The sequence below is a fragment of the uncultured Gelidibacter sp. genome (assembly GCF_947500795.1).
In the GTDB taxonomy this organism is placed as follows: Bacteria; Bacteroidota; Bacteroidia; order Flavobacteriales; family Flavobacteriaceae; genus Gelidibacter.
Window position 1 is genome coordinate 782,202 of record NZ_CANMTE010000001.1, and the last position, 20,958, is coordinate 803,159.

At 36.0% G+C, this 20,958-nt stretch carries 21 protein-coding genes and 1 other RNA gene; 11 read left to right on the forward strand and 11 right to left on the reverse strand.

The window, feature by feature from the left end:
- Position 1 precedes the first annotated feature (1 nt).
- Positions 2-628: an SDR family oxidoreductase gene (locus Q0947_RS03430; protein ID WP_299391429.1), complete on the reverse strand. Its 627-nt coding sequence runs from the start codon at positions 626-628 to the stop codon at positions 2-4.
- A gap of 374 nt (positions 629-1,002) precedes the next feature.
- Here Q0947_RS03430 and gcvT point away from each other — a divergent pair, with 374 nt between their 5' ends.
- From gcvT to Q0947_RS03455, 5 genes are all read left to right on the forward strand, one after another.
- Entirely contained in the window at positions 1,003-2,085 is a 1,083-nt protein-coding gene (gene gcvT, locus Q0947_RS03435; protein WP_299391432.1) for a glycine cleavage system aminomethyltransferase GcvT, read from the forward strand.
- Positions 2,086-2,088: 3 nt separating this feature from the next.
- Entirely contained in the window at positions 2,089-3,003 is a 915-nt protein-coding gene (locus tag Q0947_RS03440; RefSeq protein WP_299391434.1) for a glutaminase, read from the forward strand.
- 18 nt (positions 3,004-3,021) lie between these two features.
- Positions 3,022-3,870, forward strand: a complete 849-nt coding sequence (locus tag Q0947_RS03445) for a sugar nucleotide-binding protein (protein WP_299391436.1) — start codon at positions 3,022-3,024, stop codon at positions 3,868-3,870.
- Positions 3,871-3,925: 55 nt separating this feature from the next.
- Positions 3,926-4,216 (forward strand): 4a-hydroxytetrahydrobiopterin dehydratase, encoded by a 291-nt coding sequence (locus Q0947_RS03450; RefSeq protein ID WP_299391438.1) that lies wholly within the window; start codon positions 3,926-3,928, stop codon positions 4,214-4,216.
- Positions 4,217-4,490: 274 nt separating this feature from the next.
- Positions 4,491-5,213, forward strand: coding sequence for a YebC/PmpR family DNA-binding transcriptional regulator (locus Q0947_RS03455; protein WP_299391441.1), 723 nt, complete (start codon positions 4,491-4,493; stop codon positions 5,211-5,213).
- A 430-nt stretch (positions 5,214-5,643) separates the two neighbouring features.
- On the opposite strand, the gene Q0947_RS03460 is transcribed toward Q0947_RS03455, so the two are convergent.
- From Q0947_RS03460 to Q0947_RS03485, 6 genes are all read right to left on the reverse strand, one after another.
- Entirely contained in the window at positions 5,644-6,192 is a 549-nt protein-coding gene (locus Q0947_RS03460; protein ID WP_299391444.1) for a 1-acyl-sn-glycerol-3-phosphate acyltransferase, read from the reverse strand.
- A 1-nt stretch (position 6,193) separates the two neighbouring features.
- Positions 6,194-7,276 (reverse strand): iron-containing alcohol dehydrogenase family protein, encoded by a 1,083-nt coding sequence (locus Q0947_RS03465; protein WP_299391446.1) that lies wholly within the window; start codon positions 7,274-7,276, stop codon positions 6,194-6,196.
- 11 nt (positions 7,277-7,287) lie between these two features.
- The gene (locus Q0947_RS03470) at positions 7,288-8,013 is read right to left on the reverse strand and encodes an HAD family hydrolase (RefSeq protein ID WP_299391449.1); all 726 of its coding nucleotides are present in this window, start codon (positions 8,011-8,013) and stop codon (positions 7,288-7,290) included.
- On the reverse strand, positions 8,004-8,732 hold the full coding sequence (kdsB, locus tag Q0947_RS03475) for a 3-deoxy-manno-octulosonate cytidylyltransferase (protein ID WP_299391451.1): 729 nt from the start codon (positions 8,730-8,732) through the stop codon (positions 8,004-8,006). The genes Q0947_RS03470 and kdsB overlap by 10 nt, the downstream gene beginning before the upstream one ends.
- A gap of 45 nt (positions 8,733-8,777) precedes the next feature.
- Positions 8,778-9,341, reverse strand: coding sequence for a DUF4126 domain-containing protein (locus Q0947_RS03480; RefSeq protein ID WP_299391454.1), 564 nt, complete (start codon positions 9,339-9,341; stop codon positions 8,778-8,780).
- A 131-nt stretch (positions 9,342-9,472) separates the two neighbouring features.
- Positions 9,473-10,897 carry an ATP-binding domain-containing protein gene (locus tag Q0947_RS03485; RefSeq protein ID WP_299392780.1) on the reverse strand — a complete coding sequence of 475 codons (1,425 nt, stop codon included), beginning with the start codon at positions 10,895-10,897 and terminating at the stop codon, positions 9,473-9,475.
- A 205-nt stretch (positions 10,898-11,102) separates the two neighbouring features.
- Here Q0947_RS03485 and Q0947_RS03490 point away from each other — a divergent pair, with 205 nt between their 5' ends.
- The 3 genes from Q0947_RS03490 to Q0947_RS03500 are packed head-to-tail and all read left to right on the forward strand — an operon-like array spanning position 11,103 to position 13,196.
- Positions 11,103-11,831 carry a hypothetical protein gene (locus Q0947_RS03490; RefSeq protein ID WP_299391456.1) on the forward strand — a complete coding sequence of 243 codons (729 nt, stop codon included), beginning with the start codon at positions 11,103-11,105 and terminating at the stop codon, positions 11,829-11,831.
- Positions 11,779-12,651, forward strand: a complete 873-nt coding sequence (locus Q0947_RS03495) for a DUF3822 family protein (RefSeq protein ID WP_299391458.1) — start codon at positions 11,779-11,781, stop codon at positions 12,649-12,651. Before Q0947_RS03490 ends, Q0947_RS03495 begins: the two co-directional genes overlap by 53 nt.
- Positions 12,642-13,196, forward strand: coding sequence for an RsmD family RNA methyltransferase (locus tag Q0947_RS03500; protein ID WP_299391461.1), 555 nt, complete (start codon positions 12,642-12,644; stop codon positions 13,194-13,196). Before Q0947_RS03495 ends, Q0947_RS03500 begins: the two co-directional genes overlap by 10 nt.
- Positions 13,197-13,256: 60 nt before the next feature.
- Here the strand turns inward: Q0947_RS03500 and rnpB are convergent.
- Positions 13,257-13,598: RNase P RNA component class A (gene rnpB / locus Q0947_RS03505), an RNA gene on the reverse strand.
- Positions 13,599-13,836: 238 nt separating this feature from the next.
- On the opposite strand from rnpB, the gene dnaX reads away from it, so the two are divergent.
- From dnaX to Q0947_RS03520, 3 genes are all read left to right on the forward strand, one after another.
- Positions 13,837-15,570, forward strand: a complete 1,734-nt coding sequence (gene dnaX, locus Q0947_RS03510) for a DNA polymerase III subunit gamma/tau (RefSeq protein ID WP_299391463.1) — start codon at positions 13,837-13,839, stop codon at positions 15,568-15,570.
- 51 nt (positions 15,571-15,621) lie between these two features.
- Positions 15,622-16,182 carry a hypothetical protein gene (locus tag Q0947_RS03515; RefSeq protein WP_299391465.1) on the forward strand — a complete coding sequence of 187 codons (561 nt, stop codon included), beginning with the start codon at positions 15,622-15,624 and terminating at the stop codon, positions 16,180-16,182.
- Positions 16,183-16,251: 69 nt separating this feature from the next.
- Positions 16,252-16,833: a tRNA-(ms[2]io[6]A)-hydroxylase gene (locus tag Q0947_RS03520; RefSeq protein WP_299391468.1), complete on the forward strand. Its 582-nt coding sequence runs from the start codon at positions 16,252-16,254 to the stop codon at positions 16,831-16,833.
- 122 nt (positions 16,834-16,955) lie between these two features.
- On the opposite strand, the gene Q0947_RS03525 is transcribed toward Q0947_RS03520, so the two are convergent.
- The 3 genes from Q0947_RS03525 to Q0947_RS03535 form a co-directional block, all read right to left on the reverse strand.
- A complete protein-coding gene (locus Q0947_RS03525) occupies positions 16,956-17,864 on the reverse strand; it encodes a rod shape-determining protein (RefSeq protein WP_299391470.1) in 909 nt (302 codons plus the stop codon).
- Between the two features lie 3 nt (positions 17,865-17,867).
- Positions 17,868-19,928: a polyphosphate kinase 1 gene (ppk1, locus tag Q0947_RS03530; RefSeq protein ID WP_299391473.1), complete on the reverse strand. Its 2,061-nt coding sequence runs from the start codon at positions 19,926-19,928 to the stop codon at positions 17,868-17,870.
- A gap of 143 nt (positions 19,929-20,071) precedes the next feature.
- Positions 20,072-20,557: a histidine phosphatase family protein gene (locus tag Q0947_RS03535; protein WP_299391475.1), complete on the reverse strand. Its 486-nt coding sequence runs from the start codon at positions 20,555-20,557 to the stop codon at positions 20,072-20,074.
- Positions 20,558-20,958 lie beyond the last annotated feature (401 nt).

Consider the following 20,958-nt stretch of genomic DNA (forward strand, 5'->3'; position numbering starts at 1 on the left):
ATCAAACATTTTCAAGGGCTCTACCTATCAAAGTATCTCCATTTAAAATCTCAAATGAGACCTTATTTGCAGTATCATCATTAAGCACACGTACCAGTGTTTGTGCAACATCTCCCCTACTTATTTCGCCCTGTTGCGATAATTTAGGTTGTAGCTGGATATGATTTGTTGGTTTTTCATTGTTGAGACTTCCAGGTCTTACAATCGCATAATTGAGGCCACTACTTATTAAGTGTTCATCAGCATTTTGCTTTGCTTTTAAATAGTCTTGCAGTTGTTCCGCTTCCTCTGGAGCATCTGCCCCCATGGAACTCAACATTACGAATTTTTTAATCTTCGCATTTTTTGAAGAGTCAATCAAGCGTTTTGCACCTTCTTGATCTACGCCTATCACATTTTTACCGCCAGAACCAGCAGCAAAAATAACTTTATCTATATTTTCGAGTGTATGTGAGACATCCTTTTCTAAATCGCCCAAAACAGTTTGTATCCCATCCTTCTCAAATTGACGGGCCTGATCTTTCGATCTCACCATCGCCACAGGCTTGAAATACTGCGTTTCTGATAATAATTGAACAATTTGTTTTCCAGTGGTGCCATTTGCACCGGCTACTAATACGTTTTCCATAACTACAATCTAATAGAATTTCCATCATGACCAATTTTGAGACCCGCTTTAACTTAAGTTTATCACTACAGCAAAAGGATTATATGCTATTAAAATCATCCTTTTAATCGTCTCTATTCATTTTTAAAACAGATAATTTTCGATACTTTTGTGCTGCAACTATGGAAGATTTTTTAGTAGGAATATTGAAGTTTTTCGGCAATACCATCGAAAACGTGGTTTCAGGCCTAAGTTTAAAAAAAAGGACTTTTTTATGCATTCTTAATTCTCGCCATATGTTTCGCCATCGTTTACTATCTAACAAAGAATTTTTAAATAAACTTTCTGCAACTGAATTGTGATAAACAGTTACACGGAAATTAAACAAACAATTTATGAAAAACACAGCATTAACATCTACACATGAAGCTCTAGGAGCAAAATTAGTCCCTTACGCAGGTTTCAACATGCCTGTTCAATATGAAGGTGTCAGCATTGAACACGAAACCGTCAGACAAGGTGTAGGTGTGTTCGATGTATCGCACATGGGTGAATTTTTAATTGAAGGTCCACATGCGTTGGAATTGATCCAAAAAGTGTGTAGCAATGACGCTTCCAAACTCACCATTGGGAAGGCGCAATACAGTTATTTGCCAAATGAAACTGGTGGTATTGTAGATGATTTGATTGTTTATAAAATTGAGGAAGAGACCTATTTATTGGTCGTCAATGCTGGAAATATCGAAAAAGATTGGAACTGGATCAGTGCTAAAAATGATGTAGGTGCCACTATGAGAGACCTTTCTCCTGAGTATTCTTTACTGGCTATTCAAGGTCCAAAAGCTGTGGAAGCTATGCAAAGCTTAACAAGCCATGATTTGTCTGCAATTAAATTCTACAATTTTGTGGTGGGCGATTTTGCAGGTATCGAGAATGTTATCATTTCTGCAACAGGTTATACAGGTAGTGGCGGATTTGAAATCTACTGCAAGAATTCAGAAGTAAAACAAATTTGGGACAAGGTATTTGAAGCAGGTGCTTCTTACGGCATCAAACCAATTGGCTTGGCTGCACGTGACACCTTGCGTTTAGAAATGGGCTATTGCTTGTACGGGAATGATATTGATGAAAACACCTCTCCTATTGCTGCTGGTTTAGGTTGGGTAACAAAATTCACCAAAGAGTTTACCAATAGTGAAGCGTTAAAATCAGAAAAAGAACACAGTCCAGAAAATAAATTGGTCGGTTTTGAGTTAGATGAACGCGGTATTCCTCGTCACGGTTACGATATTGTAGATGGTAATGGCAACAAAATTGGAGTCGTTACTTCTGGTACCATGTCGCCATCATTAAATAAAGGAATTGGTCTAGGATACGTACCAGCCATTTTTGCCGAAGCAGGTAGTAAAATTAATATTCAAATTCGTAAAAATGCCGTTCCAGCAACTGTTGTGAAAACGCCATTTTATAAAGTCTAATACATGATAGATTACCAAAATGTCATCAATACCATACATCAAAATTTAAAAGACGAGGTCAATAGAGGCGTTGTTGCTTCTTATATCCCGGAATTGGCTGGTGTTGATATTAATAATTTTGGTATTCATCTGAGGCTTATCAACGGGGAAACATATGCTACTGGCGATTGGGATAAGAAATTGTCCATTCAGAGTATTTCAAAAGTTCTGACACTCGCCATGGCATTACCTATGTATCCGGAAAATTTATGGCAGCGTGTAGACGTTGAGCCTTCAGGAAATCCTTTTAACCATTTATCGCTTTTAGAATTGGAAAAGGGAATTCCTAGAAATCCGCTGATTAATGCGGGCGCAATTGTTATTGCCGATATTCTGGTAACGCTTCTGGACAATCCTAAAGAAGAGTTTTTAAATTATGTCCGTTCTGTAGTTGATGATCCTACCATCAATTTTAACGAGACTGTTGCCAATTCTGAACGTATGACGGGGTATAATAATTTTGCGGCGGCAAATTTATTAAAGGCTTACGGCAACTTGCATAATGATGTAGATACGGTGTTGGATTTTTATTTTCATCAATGCGCTATTGAAATGACCTGCGAACAACTCACCAAAGCATTTTTTATGTTTGCAAATCATGGCGCTTGTTGTCAAGAAAATGTACTTATTTCTGCAAGTCAAGCCAAACGGATAAATGCGCTCATGCTCACCTGCGGATTTTATGATGAAGCTGGAGAGTTTGCTTTTGAAGTTGGATTGCCAGGAAAAAGTGGTGTTGGTGGCGGAATTGTAGCCCTTTTACCAAATCAATTTACCATTTCAGTGTGGTCGCCAGGATTAAATAAAAGAGGTAATTCTCTATTGGGAATGAAAGCTTTAGAACAGTTTACAACCATGACCAAACACTCTATTTTTTAAAGAAAGTGCCCCAAAATCATGATGACACCAGACAACAAACACCGCATCCTTATCCTTGGAGCCAGTGGCTTTATAGGCAATGCCCTGTACAAGGAGCTGTGTTCTTATTTTAAAACCTTTGGTACGTATCATCTAACAAACGCAACTTTTGAGAACAATAAACACTTTTTTCAATACCGTGTGGAAGAAGATGATGTTTTTGAGATTCTGGAAGCGGTCAAACCATCAATAATTATTTCTTGTTTACGAGGCGATTTTCACGCTCAGGCTATTGCACATCAGCATATGGCCGAGTATGTAGTAAATCATGATTGTAAAATTATTTTCTTTTCTTCAGCTAATGTCTTTGATGCCTATAGCCAATACCCGAGCTATGAAGATGACAAAACATTGAGTGGCAGTATTTATGGCCATTTCAAGATAAAGATCGAAAACATGCTGATGCGATTGCCTAAGAAGAAAGTGGTGATTGTCAGACTTCCGATGATTTTCGGTACACAATCTCCCAGAGTTAAGGAACTCAAGCAGCATATTGCTGATAAAACAGCCATTGAGTTGTTTCCTAATTTGATCATGAATGTAACGACAGATTTTAAGTTGACGCAGCAAATTCATTACATCATCAACAGGGATAAATTCGGCGTGTTTCATTTAGGAAGTTCTGATTTAGTGCACCACGACGATTTTATAAAGGAAATGGTATCTTTAATCACATCAGAAACGGTGTATTACAAACAAGTGTATACCACCAATGAAGATCGTTATTTAGCCGTGATGCCTAAATTGAATACCTTACCTAAGCATCTTCAAATTAGCAGCACAGAACTTCTTGAAGAATTGGACAATTACATCAATTATAATCCGTAGTCTTAGAAATTGTCAATTATAATTGATAATTTTAGGAAACTTTAAATTATAAATTATGTCTCCACTATCTGAAGAAACCATTGAAAAAAAATTATTGCATTTTCCTGATTGGGAATATTATGACAACGCACTACATGCAGAATTTGAATTTGATAATTTCAAGGATTGCTTTAGTGCCATGAGCAGAATTGCTTTTGAATGTGAAGCGCAAAATCATCATCCAGATTGGAAGAATGTCTATAACCTGCTCACCATTTCATTAACAACACACAGCGCGAAAGGTGTGACAGAAAAAGACTTTAAATTGGCTGAGGCAATTGAAGCCATTGTTGAAGTTCAAGATTAATTTCACATAAAAACCCTTGCATTTTACAGATTAAAACAGCCTCCTACAAGGCTGTTTTTTGATAGTACTATTAAAGAACATAGTCATTGTGTAACAGCTACTCAAATAATCTGGTTTTATACATAATTTTAAGCACGCAAATACCTACTCATAAATGGATTTTTTTAAATTTGCTTAGAATTTGGGATGATGCAAGGCTGATCTGATTACTAATAACTGTGGCCTGAGAAACATCTCAGACTTAGAATTTTAAACTTTAAACTTAGAACTTAAAATGGGAAGAGCTTTTGAATTTCGTAAAGCACGTAAAATGAAACGCTGGTCAGCAATGAGCAAGGCCTTTACGCGTATTGGTAAGGACATTGTAATGGCCGTTAAAGATGGCGGTCCTGATCCTGACACCAATGCAAGGTTGAGAGCTGTTATCCAAAATGCTAAGGCTGTGAATATGCCTAAGGATAATGTGGAACGTGCTATTAAGCGTGCTTCTGATAAAAGTTTGGGCGATTTTAAAGAGGTCCTTTTTGAAGGTTACGCACCTCATGGGATTGCCATTTTGGTCGAAACGGCTACAGACAACAACACGAGAACAGTTGCTAATGTGCGTAGTTATTTTAATAAATGTGATGGAAGTTTAGGGACTTCAGGTTCTGTGGTGTTTATGTTTGACCACACTTGCAACTTCAGAATTGCTGCTGAAGGTTTAGATCCTGAAGAGTTAGAATTAGAGTTCATTGATTTTGGTGCTGAAGAGGTATTTAAAGATGAAGATGATATTCTAATTTACGCACCATTTGAAAGTTTTGGTGCTATACAATCTGAATTGGAAAAACGTAAAATTGAAATATTATCTTCAGGATTTGAACGTATTCCGCAAGTGACTAAAAAATTGACACCTGAAGAAGCTGAAGATGTTGAGAAACTTTTAGAAAAATTAGAAGAAGATGATGACGTGCAGAACGTGTATCACACTATGGAAGAAAGCACAGAAGAATAGATTACAATTCTTATTTATATTAAAAAGGCCAACAATGATGTTGGCCTTTCTCTTTTTCATAGCAATGATTTCACAATAACAAACACGATATTTCTTTCATGTAGTTGAGCCTGAAAATCATCAAATTTGATCTGCTCTATATTATATACGCCACACCATAGGAAAAGGTTTACAACTTTTTGTGATTTAACAAAATTTTAAACTTGTTATGGGCGGTAAACCTAATGTGAACACCGGGTTTTACTCACTTTTGACAATTTGATATGAAAAAAGCCATCTCAGTAGAAGACGGCTTTTTGCATTGCAGAATTGATTATTGTTTCTCTTTAGGGACATAAAATGTTTACTGTATGTTTCAGCAATCAACACTATTAATTATAATTCAAATTTCATGCCGTTTTGCAACATTATAATTCTAAATATTTCATAATTAAGAGTATGCATGAACTTTCCCTTTAACCCCGTGAAAGAAACTCTTCATATATTTAAAATCGGCTTCTAAATCGTCCGTTGGATAAAACGGTTCAGAGATTTTATTTTGTTTATGTTCAAAATCAAAAGTAAACATGATAATAGGCACATTTGCCTTTTTTGCGATATAGTAAAATCCGGTTTTCCACTCCTCTACTTTCTTTCGTGTCCCTTCTGGCGATAAGGCCAATCGGAATTCGTCTCTATTTTCGAATAGTTTTGCAATGGCTTCTACTTTATTTTGTCCCGGGCGTCTGTCTAACGGTGCGCCTCCTATCGCTTTAAAATAATAGCTAAATGGCCATTTGAAAAGTTCTTTTTTAGCGATAAAATTTGATTTTACACCAATAACCTGTCGCATTAAAAGGGCGATATAAAAATCTTCCCAGCTGGTATGTGGAGCGCCAATAATGACTGCTTTTTTAATAGTGTCCTTAGACATTGTGACATTTCCCACCACTTTCCATCCTAACACTTTAGAATAAATAAACTTCGATAACCATCTCATATTACATTTTCTCGTATAAGGTTCTCAATTTTTCCCTGGTGATGATTTGTTTCCATTTTTTACCAAGGGCATTTTCCCATAAGGGCTCCAATCCTAAAGCAACATCAATCATGATGTTAAATTCGTCGTCAGTTAATTGAGCACAAATCCCTTGTGGAAGATTAATGCCATGTATTTTCTTCATTTCTTTAAAAATAGCGACGTCCTTTGGGTAAAACTCTTCAAGATGGTCAAACACAATACAATTTCCGATGCCGTGTTTTACTCCTAAATGATAACCCAATCCGTAGCTCATAGCATGTGCCACACCTACTTGAGAATAGGCAATACTCATTCCGCCGTGCCATGACGCCATCATTAGTTTGTCTTGCATCTCTTCAGCTGAACCGTTTCCGTCCATGAATATTTCCTTACACAGGTCGTAAGCTTTCTCACCATAACTTTGACTAAATGCATTCAAGTAGGTACCATTTAAAGATTCCACACAATGGATAAAACAATCCATCCCTGTGTAGAACCATTGGTCTTTAGGAACGTCTTTTGTCAATTCCGGATCTAATATAACTTGATCGAATGGCGTAAAATCTGAGTTAATGCCGAGTTTTCTATCAGGGCCTGTCAATACGGTTGTACGAGAAACTTCTGCGCCAGTTCCTGAAATTGTAGGTACGCCAACATGATAGATTGCGGGAGATTTTACCAAATCCCAACCTTGATAATCTTTAGCTCCGCCTTCATTGGTGAGCATAATGGCTACTGCTTTCGCTAAATCTAAAATTGTTCCGCCGCCAATACCTATAATCCCTGACGGATGATCTTTATGGTTCAAAATAATTTGTTCCACCAATTCATCCACTTGTGATGTTGAAGGTTCTTTATCGGCAGAAATAAAAAGAAGTTGATCTTCATATGCTAACGAAATTCTAGAAGTCAACCATGCATTTCCTTTAAAAACATCATCCACTAAATAGATAAATGGCGCCTTAACGTTTAATCGCTTTGGTGCTAAAATATCGCTCAATTGGCTAAAACTGCCTCGCCCAAAAACTACTCTGGACACCATTGGATGATTTTTATAAGTCATTATGTATCGTCTTAAACTTTAGATTTAGAGTTTTTCTTCAGCATTGGAAGAACGTCCAATAAACTCGATAAGGTTTTATATTTCTTATGATCCTTTTCATTGGGCACCACTAGTTCATGAATCCATGTGGTATGAAATGGCACATGAATGGCGTGGGCCTTAATATTTATCAAAGGCAATATATCTGATTTTAATGAATTGCCAATCATTAAAAATTCAGAAGGTTTAATGTCTAAATGGTTCAATAATTTAGAATAATTAGCTTCTTTCTTTTCACTCAGAACTTCAATATGATGAAAATAATCCATTAAACCTGATTTTTCCAACTTCCGTTCCTGATCTAACAAATCGCCTTTAGTAACCACTATCAACCGATAATCTTCAGATAATGTATGAAGCACCTCCTCTACACCTTCCAATAATTCGACAGGTTTATTGAGCATGTCCTTGCCTACATTTAGGATAGCTTCTATTGTTGTGTTGCTAATGGAATTGTTTGAAAGTTCCAGCGCTATTTCAACCATCGAAAGGATGAAGCCTTTAATGCCGTAGCCGTATAATGGTAAATTCTCTATTTGGCGTTTAAACAGTTCTTGATCTATTTTGTTTGCTGTTTCATAAGGAGCCAACAGTTTTGCAAACTCGAGTTCAGCGTCCCTGAAATAGGTTTCATTAACCCACAACGTGTCATCAGCATCAAAACCAATTACTTTTATGTTCTTATAGTCTATTTCCATAAACGTTTTGCGCGTTCCAAGTCTTCTGGTGTATCAATTTCAACACCTTCTACGTGCGTTTCGACCATTTTAATTCGTTTGCCATATTCCAAATAACGGATGCATTCTATCTTTTCAGTCGCTTCAATAAATTGCATTGGTAACTTGTAAAAATCGAGAAGGGCCTGTTTTCTAAATGCATAAATTCCTTTATGTTTAAAATAACGGGCGCCTGCTTCTTTATCTCGTGGATAAGGAATCGGGCTTCTTGAGAAATAGAGTGCGAAATTGTTTTGATCAACAATAACTTTTACCGTATTAGGATTGCTGATATCCTCCCAATCATGGATTTCTACCATTAACGATGCCAAGTCAATTTGTTTGTCATGGTCGTCTTTAAAGGCATTGAGTACCTTTTCTAAACTTTCACGTTCAGTAAACGGTTCATCACCTTGTACATTGACAACAATATCGACATCTAAATCTTCAACAGCCTCTGCAATCCTATCGCTACCAGATTCATGTTCTTTTTTGCTCATGATGGCTTTTCCACCATTATTTACAATTTCGTCATAAATAATAGGACTATCAGTTACCACATAAACGTCATCAAACAAGTTGGTTGCAACAGTGGCTTCATAAGTTCTAAGAATTACGGTTTTACCCGCCAAATCCTTCATTAATTTACCTGGAAATCGTGATGCGCTATAACGCGCCGGAATCATTGAAATTATCTTCATAGTTGACCTTGAATTCTAATCAAAAATAAAACTTTTTAAGGTATTTCAGGGCTTGGAAGGTTTAATCTTTTTATAAAGTTTGAAAATGATAAACAGTACAAAAATGACCAAGACGAAAGCGATGATTGGTAAGAAAATTGAAAAGATGGACATGACAATGGAAGTGCCTGTTTCAACGGTAGATACCAACGGATTTCCAAATCCTGCAGTAGACACAGTTGAGGTCACCCGCGAAGCTCCCGCAGCACTTTTAATGGTTGCTGCTGTACCGCCTCCTGCAATAATTGCCAGTGCCCAGGTAATGACAGGACTTAAATCGGCAACAGTAGATACCATTACCGCTGTGCCTGCAATTGCTGCCAATGGAATTGCAATGGTGTCCAATGAATTATCGACCACAGGAATGTAGTAGGCTAAAATTTCAATGAATGTGGCCACACCTAATGTGATTACTGCAGTGAGACTGCCAATCCAAACCCATGAAGAATTCAATTCCCATATATTAAAGTAGGATGCTAAACTGAGGGCGAATAAAGGCAAGAACACCCTAAAACCCACCGATGCGGCCAATCCGATACCCAAAAAGATGCTTATAAGTGTTTCAGTCATATAAATCCGGAAATCTTAGAAAAGGATATTGTATCCATTAACTATTCCTTAAAGTTATAAATTTCATTCGGATGTAGGCTAAAAATTTAGCATAGAAAACATGGGCAGCTATTCTAGATAGATATATTATATTAAGATTCGAAAAACTCATCGGGAAACCCTATCAAATATAATTTCTCTTTTGCACGGGTCATTGCGGTATAAAGCCATCTCAAATAATCTTTATCAATACCGTTTGGCAAATAAGGTTGTTCCACAAAAACCGTGTGCCACTGTCCACCTTGCGATTTATGACAAGTAATGGCGTAAGAAAATTTTACCTGTAAAGCGTTGAAATGCTTATTGTTCTTAATCTTTAGAAATTTTTTATAATTGGAAGTTTCCTCTTCGTAATCTTTTTGCACTTCAAGGTACAATTTGTTAGATTCTTCATAAGGTAAGGATGGGGATTCCGCTTCAATAGTATCTAAAAGTAAAACCGTTTCAAAAGGTGCCATTTTTGGATAATCGACCATTTGCACTTTCACTTCTGCAAATCTAAATCCATATAAATCCTGAATGCTAAAGATTTCCAACACCTGAATAATATCGCCATTAGCAATAAAACCGGCTTCTGAAGTTGGTTTTACCCAAAAATAATTATTCTTTACGACCATTAGAAAATCGCCTACGGTAAGCTCATTCTCATTATTTAAAATACGCTCCCTAATTTGCTTGTTGTACAAATTGGCACGTTTATTACTCCTTACAATGATGGCCGTCTCTTCATTTCCTTGATCGGAATATCCATCATTGATAGCATCCATAATCTCATAGCCATCCACAAGCCTGACAATATCTGAATAGCCTTTCAGATTAATTTTAAAAGACTCATAAAATTCACCTTCCAAAACATCGCGGAGGTTGGTGGCATTCATCAAAATACCTGAACCCTCTGCTTGACGCATCACCTCGTCCAATTCCATGGAAATGACGCTTTTGTTATAATTAAGATTTAGTTGCACACTATCTAACGCCGGACTTAAATCAGACTTTACAGGTGGCAACTGCGCTTTATCTCCAATAAGTAAGAGTTTGCAATTGTGTCCAGAATAGACGTATTGCATCAAATCATCCAATAAAGAGCCGTTTTCAAACAATTTGGAATCCGAAGGTGCATCAGGAATCATCGAGGCTTCATCAACAATAAATATGGTATTGCGATGTTTGTTGGGCTGCATCACAAACTTCACCCCACCGCCTTTGTCTTTTTTAGGAAAGTAAATTTTCTTATGTATGGTAAAGGCTTCTTTGCCCGAGTAATTAGAAATCACTTTAGCAGCTCTTCCAGTTGGAGCCATTAATACCGCACTTTTCTTAATATGCCATAAATTGGATACTAATGTTCCAATAATACTAGTTTTTCCGGTACCTGCGAATCCTTTTAGGAGATAGATTTGGTTATTATTGGTATCAAAAACAAAATTAGAAAGCTGATCTAGTACAATATTCTGTTTTAATGTGGGTTCAAAAGGAAATTTTTGTTTTAAAAGTTTATAAAAATCGGAGGCATTCATATTTCTGTCGTTCATTTTTCTTAAAGCCGAAAGATAAGGTTTATAAGGGATTGTTGTAACTTTATACCTCAATATTTGTAAGCTTTCTACAATATATAAGACCTCACATTTTTTAATTTTGTCATTTTTATAGGGATTGGTTTTCGTGAATAAAAAAAAATTGTAGATTTGCGTTAGACCATTTATAAAAATAAACTCACAAACTATGCTAACAGTAATTCTTGCTATTGTAATTGTTATCCTTCTTACGATTGGAATCGTTTGGTTGATTGACAAATTTGTTCCTAAAAACTTTAAGCCAATCTTACATATTGTTCTATGGGTGGCTATTGCTTTTCTAGGCTATTCTACCTTTATGTCAGTATATGGAGAAATCCAATTCAATCAACTTAAAGAAAAGCGTTATGCTGCTGTTATTGAAAAACTAATCGATATTAGAGATGCTGAATTAGCATACAAACAAGTAAACGGCAAATTCACTGATAACTTTGATGCTTTAATAAAATTTGTTGATACAGGTAAATATGTAATCACACAACGAAGAGATTCTTCTATTGTAGATGCGGAAGCTACAAAACTTTTTGGAGGCGTTACAATAATGAAAGACATTGTACTTATTGATACTTTAGCTTTTGTATCTGTTAAGGATTCTTTATTTGGAGCTGATACACGTTATAAAACAATGATGAATGTGCCTGTAGGTAAACCAGGTACAAAGTTCTCATTGAAAGCTGGTAAATTAGAAAACATTCCTGTTTTTGAAGCTAGCGTTGATAAAGCTCTCATCTTAGATGGCGAAGACAAAAACTTAATTGCTAAAGAAAAGCAAGTGGTTTCTGTTGATGGCGTTAACGGACCAAAACTTATGGTAGGTTCAATGGATGAAGTTAAAACTAACGGAAACTGGCCGAAAAACTACTCAACGAGAGATTAAATTGGAATCACATATCTTAAAAAAACTGTCCATTCAAATTAGTTTGAGTGGACTTTCTTTTTGTATACTAAACAGTGCTGACACTAAAGTGGACTATTTAAAGCGCATCGACTTTAAAAATAAACTTACACCAGAAGCTGTTTTGGACCATCTCAAAAAAGCCATTGCTGAAGAATCGCTTTTAAGAGAGCACTTTGATAGCGTTTTGGTAATTTTCCAAAATGACCTGTCCAACTTAGTTCCGGCAGAATATTTTAACGAAGAACATTCAGCCGACTATTTAAAGTTCAGTTCTAAAATTATCAAAACCGATTTCATTTCCCACGATACCATTGCGGCCAATAATAGTGTGAATGTTTTTGTACCTTATGTGAACATCAATAATTATGTTTTTGATGTCTATGGGGAATTTGAATACAAACACGCCTCCACCATTTTAATGGAACATGCATTAAAAGAAGAACAAGGCGCTGAGGATGACAAAATGTATATTAATGTGGCACCGTTTCATTATGAGATGGTCGTGGTCAAAAAAGGACAACTGCAACTTTACAATACGTTTGAATACGACACCAAAGAAGATTTTATCTACTTTATACTCTTTGCAATTGAGCAGCTGCAGTTGGATCCGGAAACCCTTATTGTTAAATTAACAGGGATTATTGAGAAGGATGATGCACTCTTTAATATGCTTTATACCTATATTCGATTTGTAGAGTTTGATAAACCATCACAATCATTTACGTTTGATAGTATTGACATCAATGCATCCAAACATCAACACACCCTTATTTTAAACAGTTTTAACTCATGCGAATAATCTCAGGTAAATTTAAAGGAAGACGCATTACGCCGCCAAAAAAACTACCAGTGCGTCCAACCACGGATATGGCCAAGGAAGCGCTTTTTAATGTGATCAACAATAATTATTATTTTGACGAGATTTCCGTTTTAGATTTATTTGCGGGAACAGGAAGCATCAGCTATGAATTTGCATCTCGAGGCACAGAAGATATTACTTGTGTGGATGAAGATGCAGGTTGTATTAAATTCATCAATAAAACTGCTGAAGAATTTGTAATGGACATCAAAACTGTTAGAAGCGATGTCTTTAAATTCTTAGAAACTGCAAAACTACAAGCAACGGTGATTTTCGCTGATCCGCCTTATGGAATTAGCATGGAATTGTTTTCGAAAATTCCGGAGTTGGTTTTTCAAAATAACCTTTTGGAAGACGATGGCATTTTAATTGTGGAACACGCTAAACAGATGGATCTTTCTGAACTTCCTTATTTTAGTTACTCAAAGCATTATGGAAGCAGCGTATTTAGTTACTTCGAAAGACCTGAATTGACTATAACCTAGACCATATACATTCATCAATAAATAAAACAAAGCCCTTTAGATCACTCCAAAGGGCTTGTTTATTTAAGTAAATCTATAAGCCGAATTCTGTACTTCTTCAGTATAAAATAAATTATAAAAAGAAAAAGCCCTTATCATTTATCTGAGTGTACTGTTACCAGCACACTTTAGCTGTCTACCCTCCAACAATCGAGCGTGCCGCCCTCAAACGTTGGTATACATGACATTGCACCACATAGAGTTTACCTGGTTTCACTACAGCATTACCTGTACATACTTTCTGTTGCACTTTTCCTGATCTCACGACCGATGGCCATTAACCATTATGTTGCACTACGGTGTTCGGACTTTCCTCCAAATGTCCAAGCTAGTTGAGCATTCAGCGATAAGGCGACTTACTTGGGGTCAAAGTTACTTTAAAGTTTTAACTACTTAAAGTTTTAAATGCCTAAAGTTGACTCTAAATCCAAAATCTCGCTTTCGTTAAACCGAAATTTTTTGAAGAGCGTCAACATCTAACATTTTTTGTTAATAACTAATACTAAAATCGGCCGTTGTGACTACGTATTTAGAACTGATTTTATAACTTTGTTACTTCTAGTTTAGCATCCATGATGTTGTACTAAATTCAGATTTATCAATGGAACATTTCATCGTATCGGCACGCAAGTATAGACCTCAAACATTCAAGGATGTTGTGGGCCAGCAGGCTATTACCAATACGTTACTGAATGCCATTGAACATAACCATTTAGCCCAAGCCCTACTCTTTACGGGTCCGCGTGGTGTTGGTAAAACAACCTGCGCACGTATTTTGGCAAAAATGATTAATAGTGATGGTTCTGAACAGGAAGATGAGGATTTCGCTTTTAATATTTTTGAATTGGATGCCGCGTCTAACAACTCGGTAGATGATATCAGAAATTTAACGGATCAAGTTAGGATTCCGCCACAAGTTGGAAAGTATAAAGTCTATATTATTGATGAGGTGCATATGCTCTCTCAAGCCGCTTTTAATGCATTTTTGAAGACTTTAGAAGAGCCACCAAAACATTGTATTTTTATTTTAGCAACTACAGAAAAGCACAAAATCATTCCAACGATTTTATCCCGTTGTCAGATTTTCGATTTCAAACGCATCACTGTTAAGGACGCTAAACACTATTTAAAATATATTGCTGAAGAACAAGGAATTGATGCTGAAGATGATGCGCTCCATATTATAGCTCAAAAAGCTGATGGTGCCATGCGTGATGCGCTTTCCATTTTTGATAGAGTAGTCAGTTTTTCTGGCAAAAACTTAACAAGACAAGCGGTAACTGAGAACTTGAATGTTCTTGATTACGAAACCTATTTTACAAGTACCGATTTAATTTTAGAGAATAAAATCCCGGAATTGCTCATTCAATTTAATGACACCTTATCTAAAGGTTTTGACGGGCACCATTATATTGCCGGATTGGCATCTCATTTTAGAGATTTAATGGTTTGTAAAAATGAGCATACCATAGAACTTCTTGAGGTTGGTGAGGACACCAAACTTAAATATATGGAGCAGTGTAGAAAAGCTTCCTATGAATTCCTGATGAAGGGCATAGAGTTGGCCAACGACTGTGATCTCAAATTTAAAAGTAGTAAGAATCAACGCTTACTCGTTGAACTGACTTTAATGCAGCTTGCCTCTATCACTTTTGATGGAGAAAAAAAAAATAGCAAACATTACATAATTCCTGCCTCTTACTTTAAGGCAAAAGGTATAAAACCCGTTCCCGTAACGGTTCCAAAAAAAGAAGTACCAGTTACCAATACGGTCGCTGAACCTACACCCGTAACACCACAACCTTCTAAACCACTGGCAACGCAGAATCCGTATGCGCAGCAAACGATTCCTAAAATTGATTTAAAACTTGATAGCAAGCGGACTTCAGGCTTATCATTAAAAAGTATTAAAGCAAAAAAGGAACATCTCATCAGACAAATGGAAGTGGTCATTGATCCCAATGACTTACCATCCGAGGATTTTACAAAGGAGGCTTTCGATGAGGCGTGGACAACATACATCAATTCTTTAAACTCAAAAGGTGAAAAGATTATGATGTCCATTTTAGAAATGAGCAAGCCCGTTTTAAAAGGCACTGAAATTCACGTTGAGTTCCCAAATGAATCTCTTAAGATTGAATTGGAACGCTCGCAATTTCCGTTGATGGAACATCTGAGAAAATCACTTCGGAATTTTAATTTATCTTTAGAGATTCATGTGAATGAGGAAATCTCTAAAAAATATGCCTTTACTCCCATTGAGAAATACGAAAAATTCAAAGAGAAAAATCCAAACATTGAGCTTTTGAGAAAGACCTTTGGTTTGGATATATAAATCGTTTGTCGCAATATTTTTCAGGATTGATTTTGATTAAATAGCTTGACTATGAAACACATTTTACTGTTAGTAGCTTTAATGTCTATAGCATTTGTTAGCTGTGATGGGCGGAAGACCAAGAAAGAAGCTTTGGAACAAGCGGTAGCCGAGTTTAATCTAAAAGCTACGCCGATTCAGGTGGTTACTTATAATCCGGAATCGTATGTAGAAATAGTCACTGATACAATAATTGCAAATTTTGTAAAGGTCAGGATTAAGAACTATGCGCTTATGGATGATCAAATTCTGATTTCAAAGACTTCAAGTGATCATACAAAAAGCATAAATTATCAACGGGTATTTGAGTCAGAAGTAACCATTTCTACGGCTACTAAGGACATTCTAAACACGCATATTTCTGCAAAACAATTTCAAGGTTTAGACACCGATCCGTTTTGGAAGAATGCGACCCTGCAACATGCTTGGGTAAATCAGGAACTGTCTTCCTCGGATGACATAAAATTGGATATTTCATTCATCAACCCGAATACGACAGCGTACAAACTTTTCAGAATGTCCATTGCTATTGATGGTCAACAAACACTTAATTTAATTGAAGAACGCAGTTAAATTCAAAGATTAATACTTTAAAAATCGTTCGTTTTTATAAACGATTGATATCAAAATAAACTTAAAATTATGCTCGGATTAAAATTACCTACTGATCCACGTTGGGTCAATATCGTTGAAAAAAATATTGAAGAGATCTTAACTGATCATGCGTATTGCGAGCAAAAAGCCACCAGTACCGCAATTTCATTAATCGTTAGTTTTCCTGAATATACCGAGTTGGTTCAAGAAATGGTGGCGTTAGTTAAGGAAGAAATCAGTCATTTTAAAATGGTACATGATAAGATTCTTGAAAAAGGTTGGACGTTAGGAAGAGATAGAAAGGATGAGTATGTTATTCAACTCCTTACCTTCTTCCCTAAAGGAGGCAGTAGAACGACGCAGTTGGTTCATAGACTGCTCTACGCCGCTTTAATTGAAGCACGAAGCTGTGAGCGTTTCCGTTTGTTATCTGAAGAATTAGAAGATAAAGAATTGGCAGAGTTTTACAGAAAATTAATGGTAAGTGAAGCCAACCATTACACCATGTTTTTAGGATTCGCAAGACAATATGGCGACAGGAAAGAGGTCGATAAAAAATGGAATACCCTTTTAGAATTTGAAGCTGAAATCATGAAAAACTTAAGCAAAAGTGAAACGATTCACGGCTAATTCATGTAGAATTCATAATCAGATTTAAATATTTAAAATAAAAAAGCTCCAACAGTATTGGAGCTTTTTTCATGAGTTATACTAAATAGAAATCGATAGTAAATCGAAATAAAACAAACTGTTTAAAGCATATTTACACTGGAAACGGAGCCAAAATAAACACTCTTAATAATCCCATCTGAAAGTCCGATTTTCGGTACATATATATATTTGGCATCGCTCCATTTCATAGCAGAAAGATAAATTCTCGTCGCCGGAATAATAACGTCTGCCCTATCCTGATTTAAGTCCAATTCCGTAATACGCTCTTCATAACTATACGTTTGAAGCATGTTATAATAAGATGTCAAATAGAAATACGTTAGGGGTTTACCCATCGCTTTTCCTGAGATTTTGAATATTTTATTGATATTCCCTCCAGAACCTAAAAGATCAATTTTTTCAAAATCTTTTGTATTCTGCTTGATCCATAGTTCCAGTTCTTGCCAAACTTCTTTTTGAACAATATCATTTAACAATCTTACCGTACCAATTTTGAACGATTTGGAAGCCGTCGTAATGCCTTTATCAATCACTGAAAATTCTGAACTACCACCACCAACATCTACATATAAATAGGTTTTACTTTTGTCGATAAAACTATTCAAATCTGTAGCAGCAATAATCGCAGCTTCTTCTTCACCATCAATAACATCAATCTTTATCTTGGAGTGCTTTTTAATGTTTTTCACAATAGCATCGCCATTTATAGCTTCACGCATTGCCGAAGTTGCACACGCTTTATAAGCCACAACTTTATGTGATTTCATGAGCAGTTTAAACGCATTCATAGTGTCTATCAAGCGTTGTTCATTTTCCGGAGAAATTTGCTGATTTAAAAACACATCAGCTCCCAAACGAATAGGTACACGTACCAAAGAACTCTTTTTGAAAAGGGTTGGTTTTCCTTTCTGTTCAATAATATTTGAAATCAGCAAGCGCACCGCATTGGAGCCAATATCTATTGCCGCATATTTTTTGATAGTCAACATAGTCTATTCCTGTAATTTATTGACATAATAATCATAAATGGCAAACTGTGCCCTTACCTTTGGCAAGTTATTATGTCGGTATTTATTTTCGTGTGAGCCACACAACAAACGGGCTTTTACGTTATCCTTCCAAGTGATTTCAAAAATATCCATCAATTCATTCTTGATATCCTTATCAAAAATAGGACAGGTAACTTCTACTCTATTTTCGATATTTCGAGACATCCAATCTGCTGATGAAATAAACACTTTTGGATCATTATTGTTGCAAAATACCAATAATCTGGTATGTTCCAAAAACTTATCAATAATACTCACAACCTCAATGTTTTCACTCATTCCCTTGATTCCTGGCACTAAACAGCAGATGCCTCTTACAATCATCTGAATTTTAACACCGGCCCTACTCGCTTCATAAAGTTTATCTACCATCATATAGCTTGAAATGCTATTGAGCTTCAACTTAATATAGGCAGGTTTGCCATTTTTGGCATTATCAATTTCGGTATCAATCAGTTTAAAAAGCTTCGTCTTTGTATAATGAGGAGAAACGATAATGTGCTTATACCTGAAAATCTTGTAATTGGTTTCGAAGAAGTCAAACACCTTTACAACATCCTTTAAAATCTTCTGATCGGATGTAAACAAAGTGAAATCCGTATAAAGTTTGGCGGTCGATTCGTTAAAATTCCCCGTACTCAAAAAGCCGTAGCGTTTTATTCTTTTATTCTCTTCACGCTCAATGACGCACATTTTACTATGCACTTTCAAGCCTTTTACGCCAAATAGCAAATTTATACCATCGGATTCCATCTGTTCCGCATAGTCGATATTGGCCTGTTCATCAAAACGTGCCTGTAATTCAATAGCCACGGTCACTTTTTTACCGTTTTTAGCTGCATTTATTAATGCACTGGCAACGTGGGATATTTGTGCCAATCGGTAAATGGTAATCTTTATATGTTTTACCTGCGGATCTAAGGCTGCTTCCCTTAAAAACTTAACGATGTATGAAAACGTGTGATATGGCGTGTGGAGTAAATAATCTTTTTTTGCGATATTTTTGAAAATACTGGTCTCCAAACTTAACCCCTTAACTGGTAAAGGACTTATTTTTTCATATAATAAATCTGTTCTTCCCAAACTTGGGAAATCCATGTAGTCGCGTCTATTATGGTATCGGCCGCCAGGAATAACACTATCCTTCGAATCAATTCCCATCATATTTAATAGGAAAAGTAACGTTTCCTGATCGATGGTTTTATCGTACACAAATCTCACCGGTTCACCCGTTTGGCGATGCTTGACACTATCAGAGATTTTCTCGATGAAACTCTTACTCAAATCACTTTCAAAATCCAATTCGCCATCACGCGTAATTTTAATCATGTGGGCAGATGCCGATTTATATTCAAAAATATTGAAGATGTCATCCAAGCAATAGCGCAACAAATCGTCCAACATGATGATGTAATTGTCCTGTCCTTTTTTTGGAAGCACAACAAAACGGTCCATTGTTTTCGGGATTTCAATAAGCCCATATTGCTTTTGATTATTGCCCAACTCCATTTTAACAGCCAAATAAGCGGCGTTATCCTTTAAGGTTGGCACCTTTACCAAATCGCTCAAGATAATCGTCACCAGCGCTGGACTTACATGTTGAATAAAGTATTTTTTTATATACTTATGTTGGGAGTCATCGATTTGTGTTTCGTTGACAATATGAATATTTTCATCTTCCAACCGTTTGTGGATGGTTGCTAAAATCTCGAGACTATCACTTTGTTGCTTGATAACAATTTGGGTGATGATCTCTAACAATTCACCTGCAGAAATTCCGCCCAATTCACTTTTACCTGTTTTTCCGGCTTCATAAATACGCTTGACTGTGGCATATCTCACCTTAAAAAATTCGTCTAAGTTATTGGAGAAAATACCTAAAAACCGAAGTCGCTCAATGAGGGGCACGCCTTCGTCTTCAGCTTCTTGTAAAACACGCTCGTTAAACTGTAACCAGCTCAACTCTCTATTGATGTATGTATTGGAATTTATATCTGTAACCATTAAATGCAAACTGAAGTTAATCTCTGACAAATATATTCTATTTATAACTCAAAATAAAGGGAGTAGATAAGGAATAGTTATTTGTTAACATTGCGAGAAGCTCACAAGGCAACGCTTGATTAAAACCATTGTGAACCAATTACCTACCTAAAGTCTTTCGGTTTTAGGATCATTTTGGTAGTGCCCTTCTTTAAGTCTTTCCACTGATCAATGTCAAATTGAATCATTGCGATACCTGAAGTTGGTAAATTATCGAGCGGCTTGTCCCCTAGACTGTTGGTCAATTCTGTAAAAGCGTGGTTATGCCCAAAAATCATGACCTCATTAAACGCATCGTCCATATGCTTCAGAAATCTCAAAACACGATTGCCACCAAAGTCATAAATCTGCTCATCGATAAACAGCAACGATTTTGGAGAATTTAAATTTCTCATAAATATTTCACAAGTACTTGAAGCTCTGAGTGCTGGACTTGAAAATATAACGTCAGGCTGAAAATTGTAATCTTTAAAGATCTCTGACAGTAAATTCGCATCAGAGATGCCCTTCTTGCTCAAAGGACGCTGTAAATCAGTGATATTGTGCTCCCAAGAGGATTTTGCATGCCTTATAAATACTATAGTCTTCATATTTTCATTCGATTAAATGCATTTTTTATCGATAAAGTGTTGTTTATATCCGTTTGAACGATTATTTTAGTCCCTTCAACACGTAAATTTGTTTACTAAATGAGTTATATGTTGTTTTGTTACAGTAAATTAATGTTGACCCCAAAATCAAAAACATGTTAATAGATCCATAATTTTCGGCTCTGGTCTCCAGCGTCGGTCTTCCCTCAAGATATACATTTAAGAAGTTACAGATTTTGATTTGACGTATCACGTCAATTCTTGACTAAACTTCTATAAGGTAATTAAATCAATTTAATTAAAACATTCGCTATGCGATTAATTAATCAATTTATGGCTTTAATTATTACATCACAACTAGAAATGTTCTATAAACAACGTAAAGTTAAATACTTATAAGA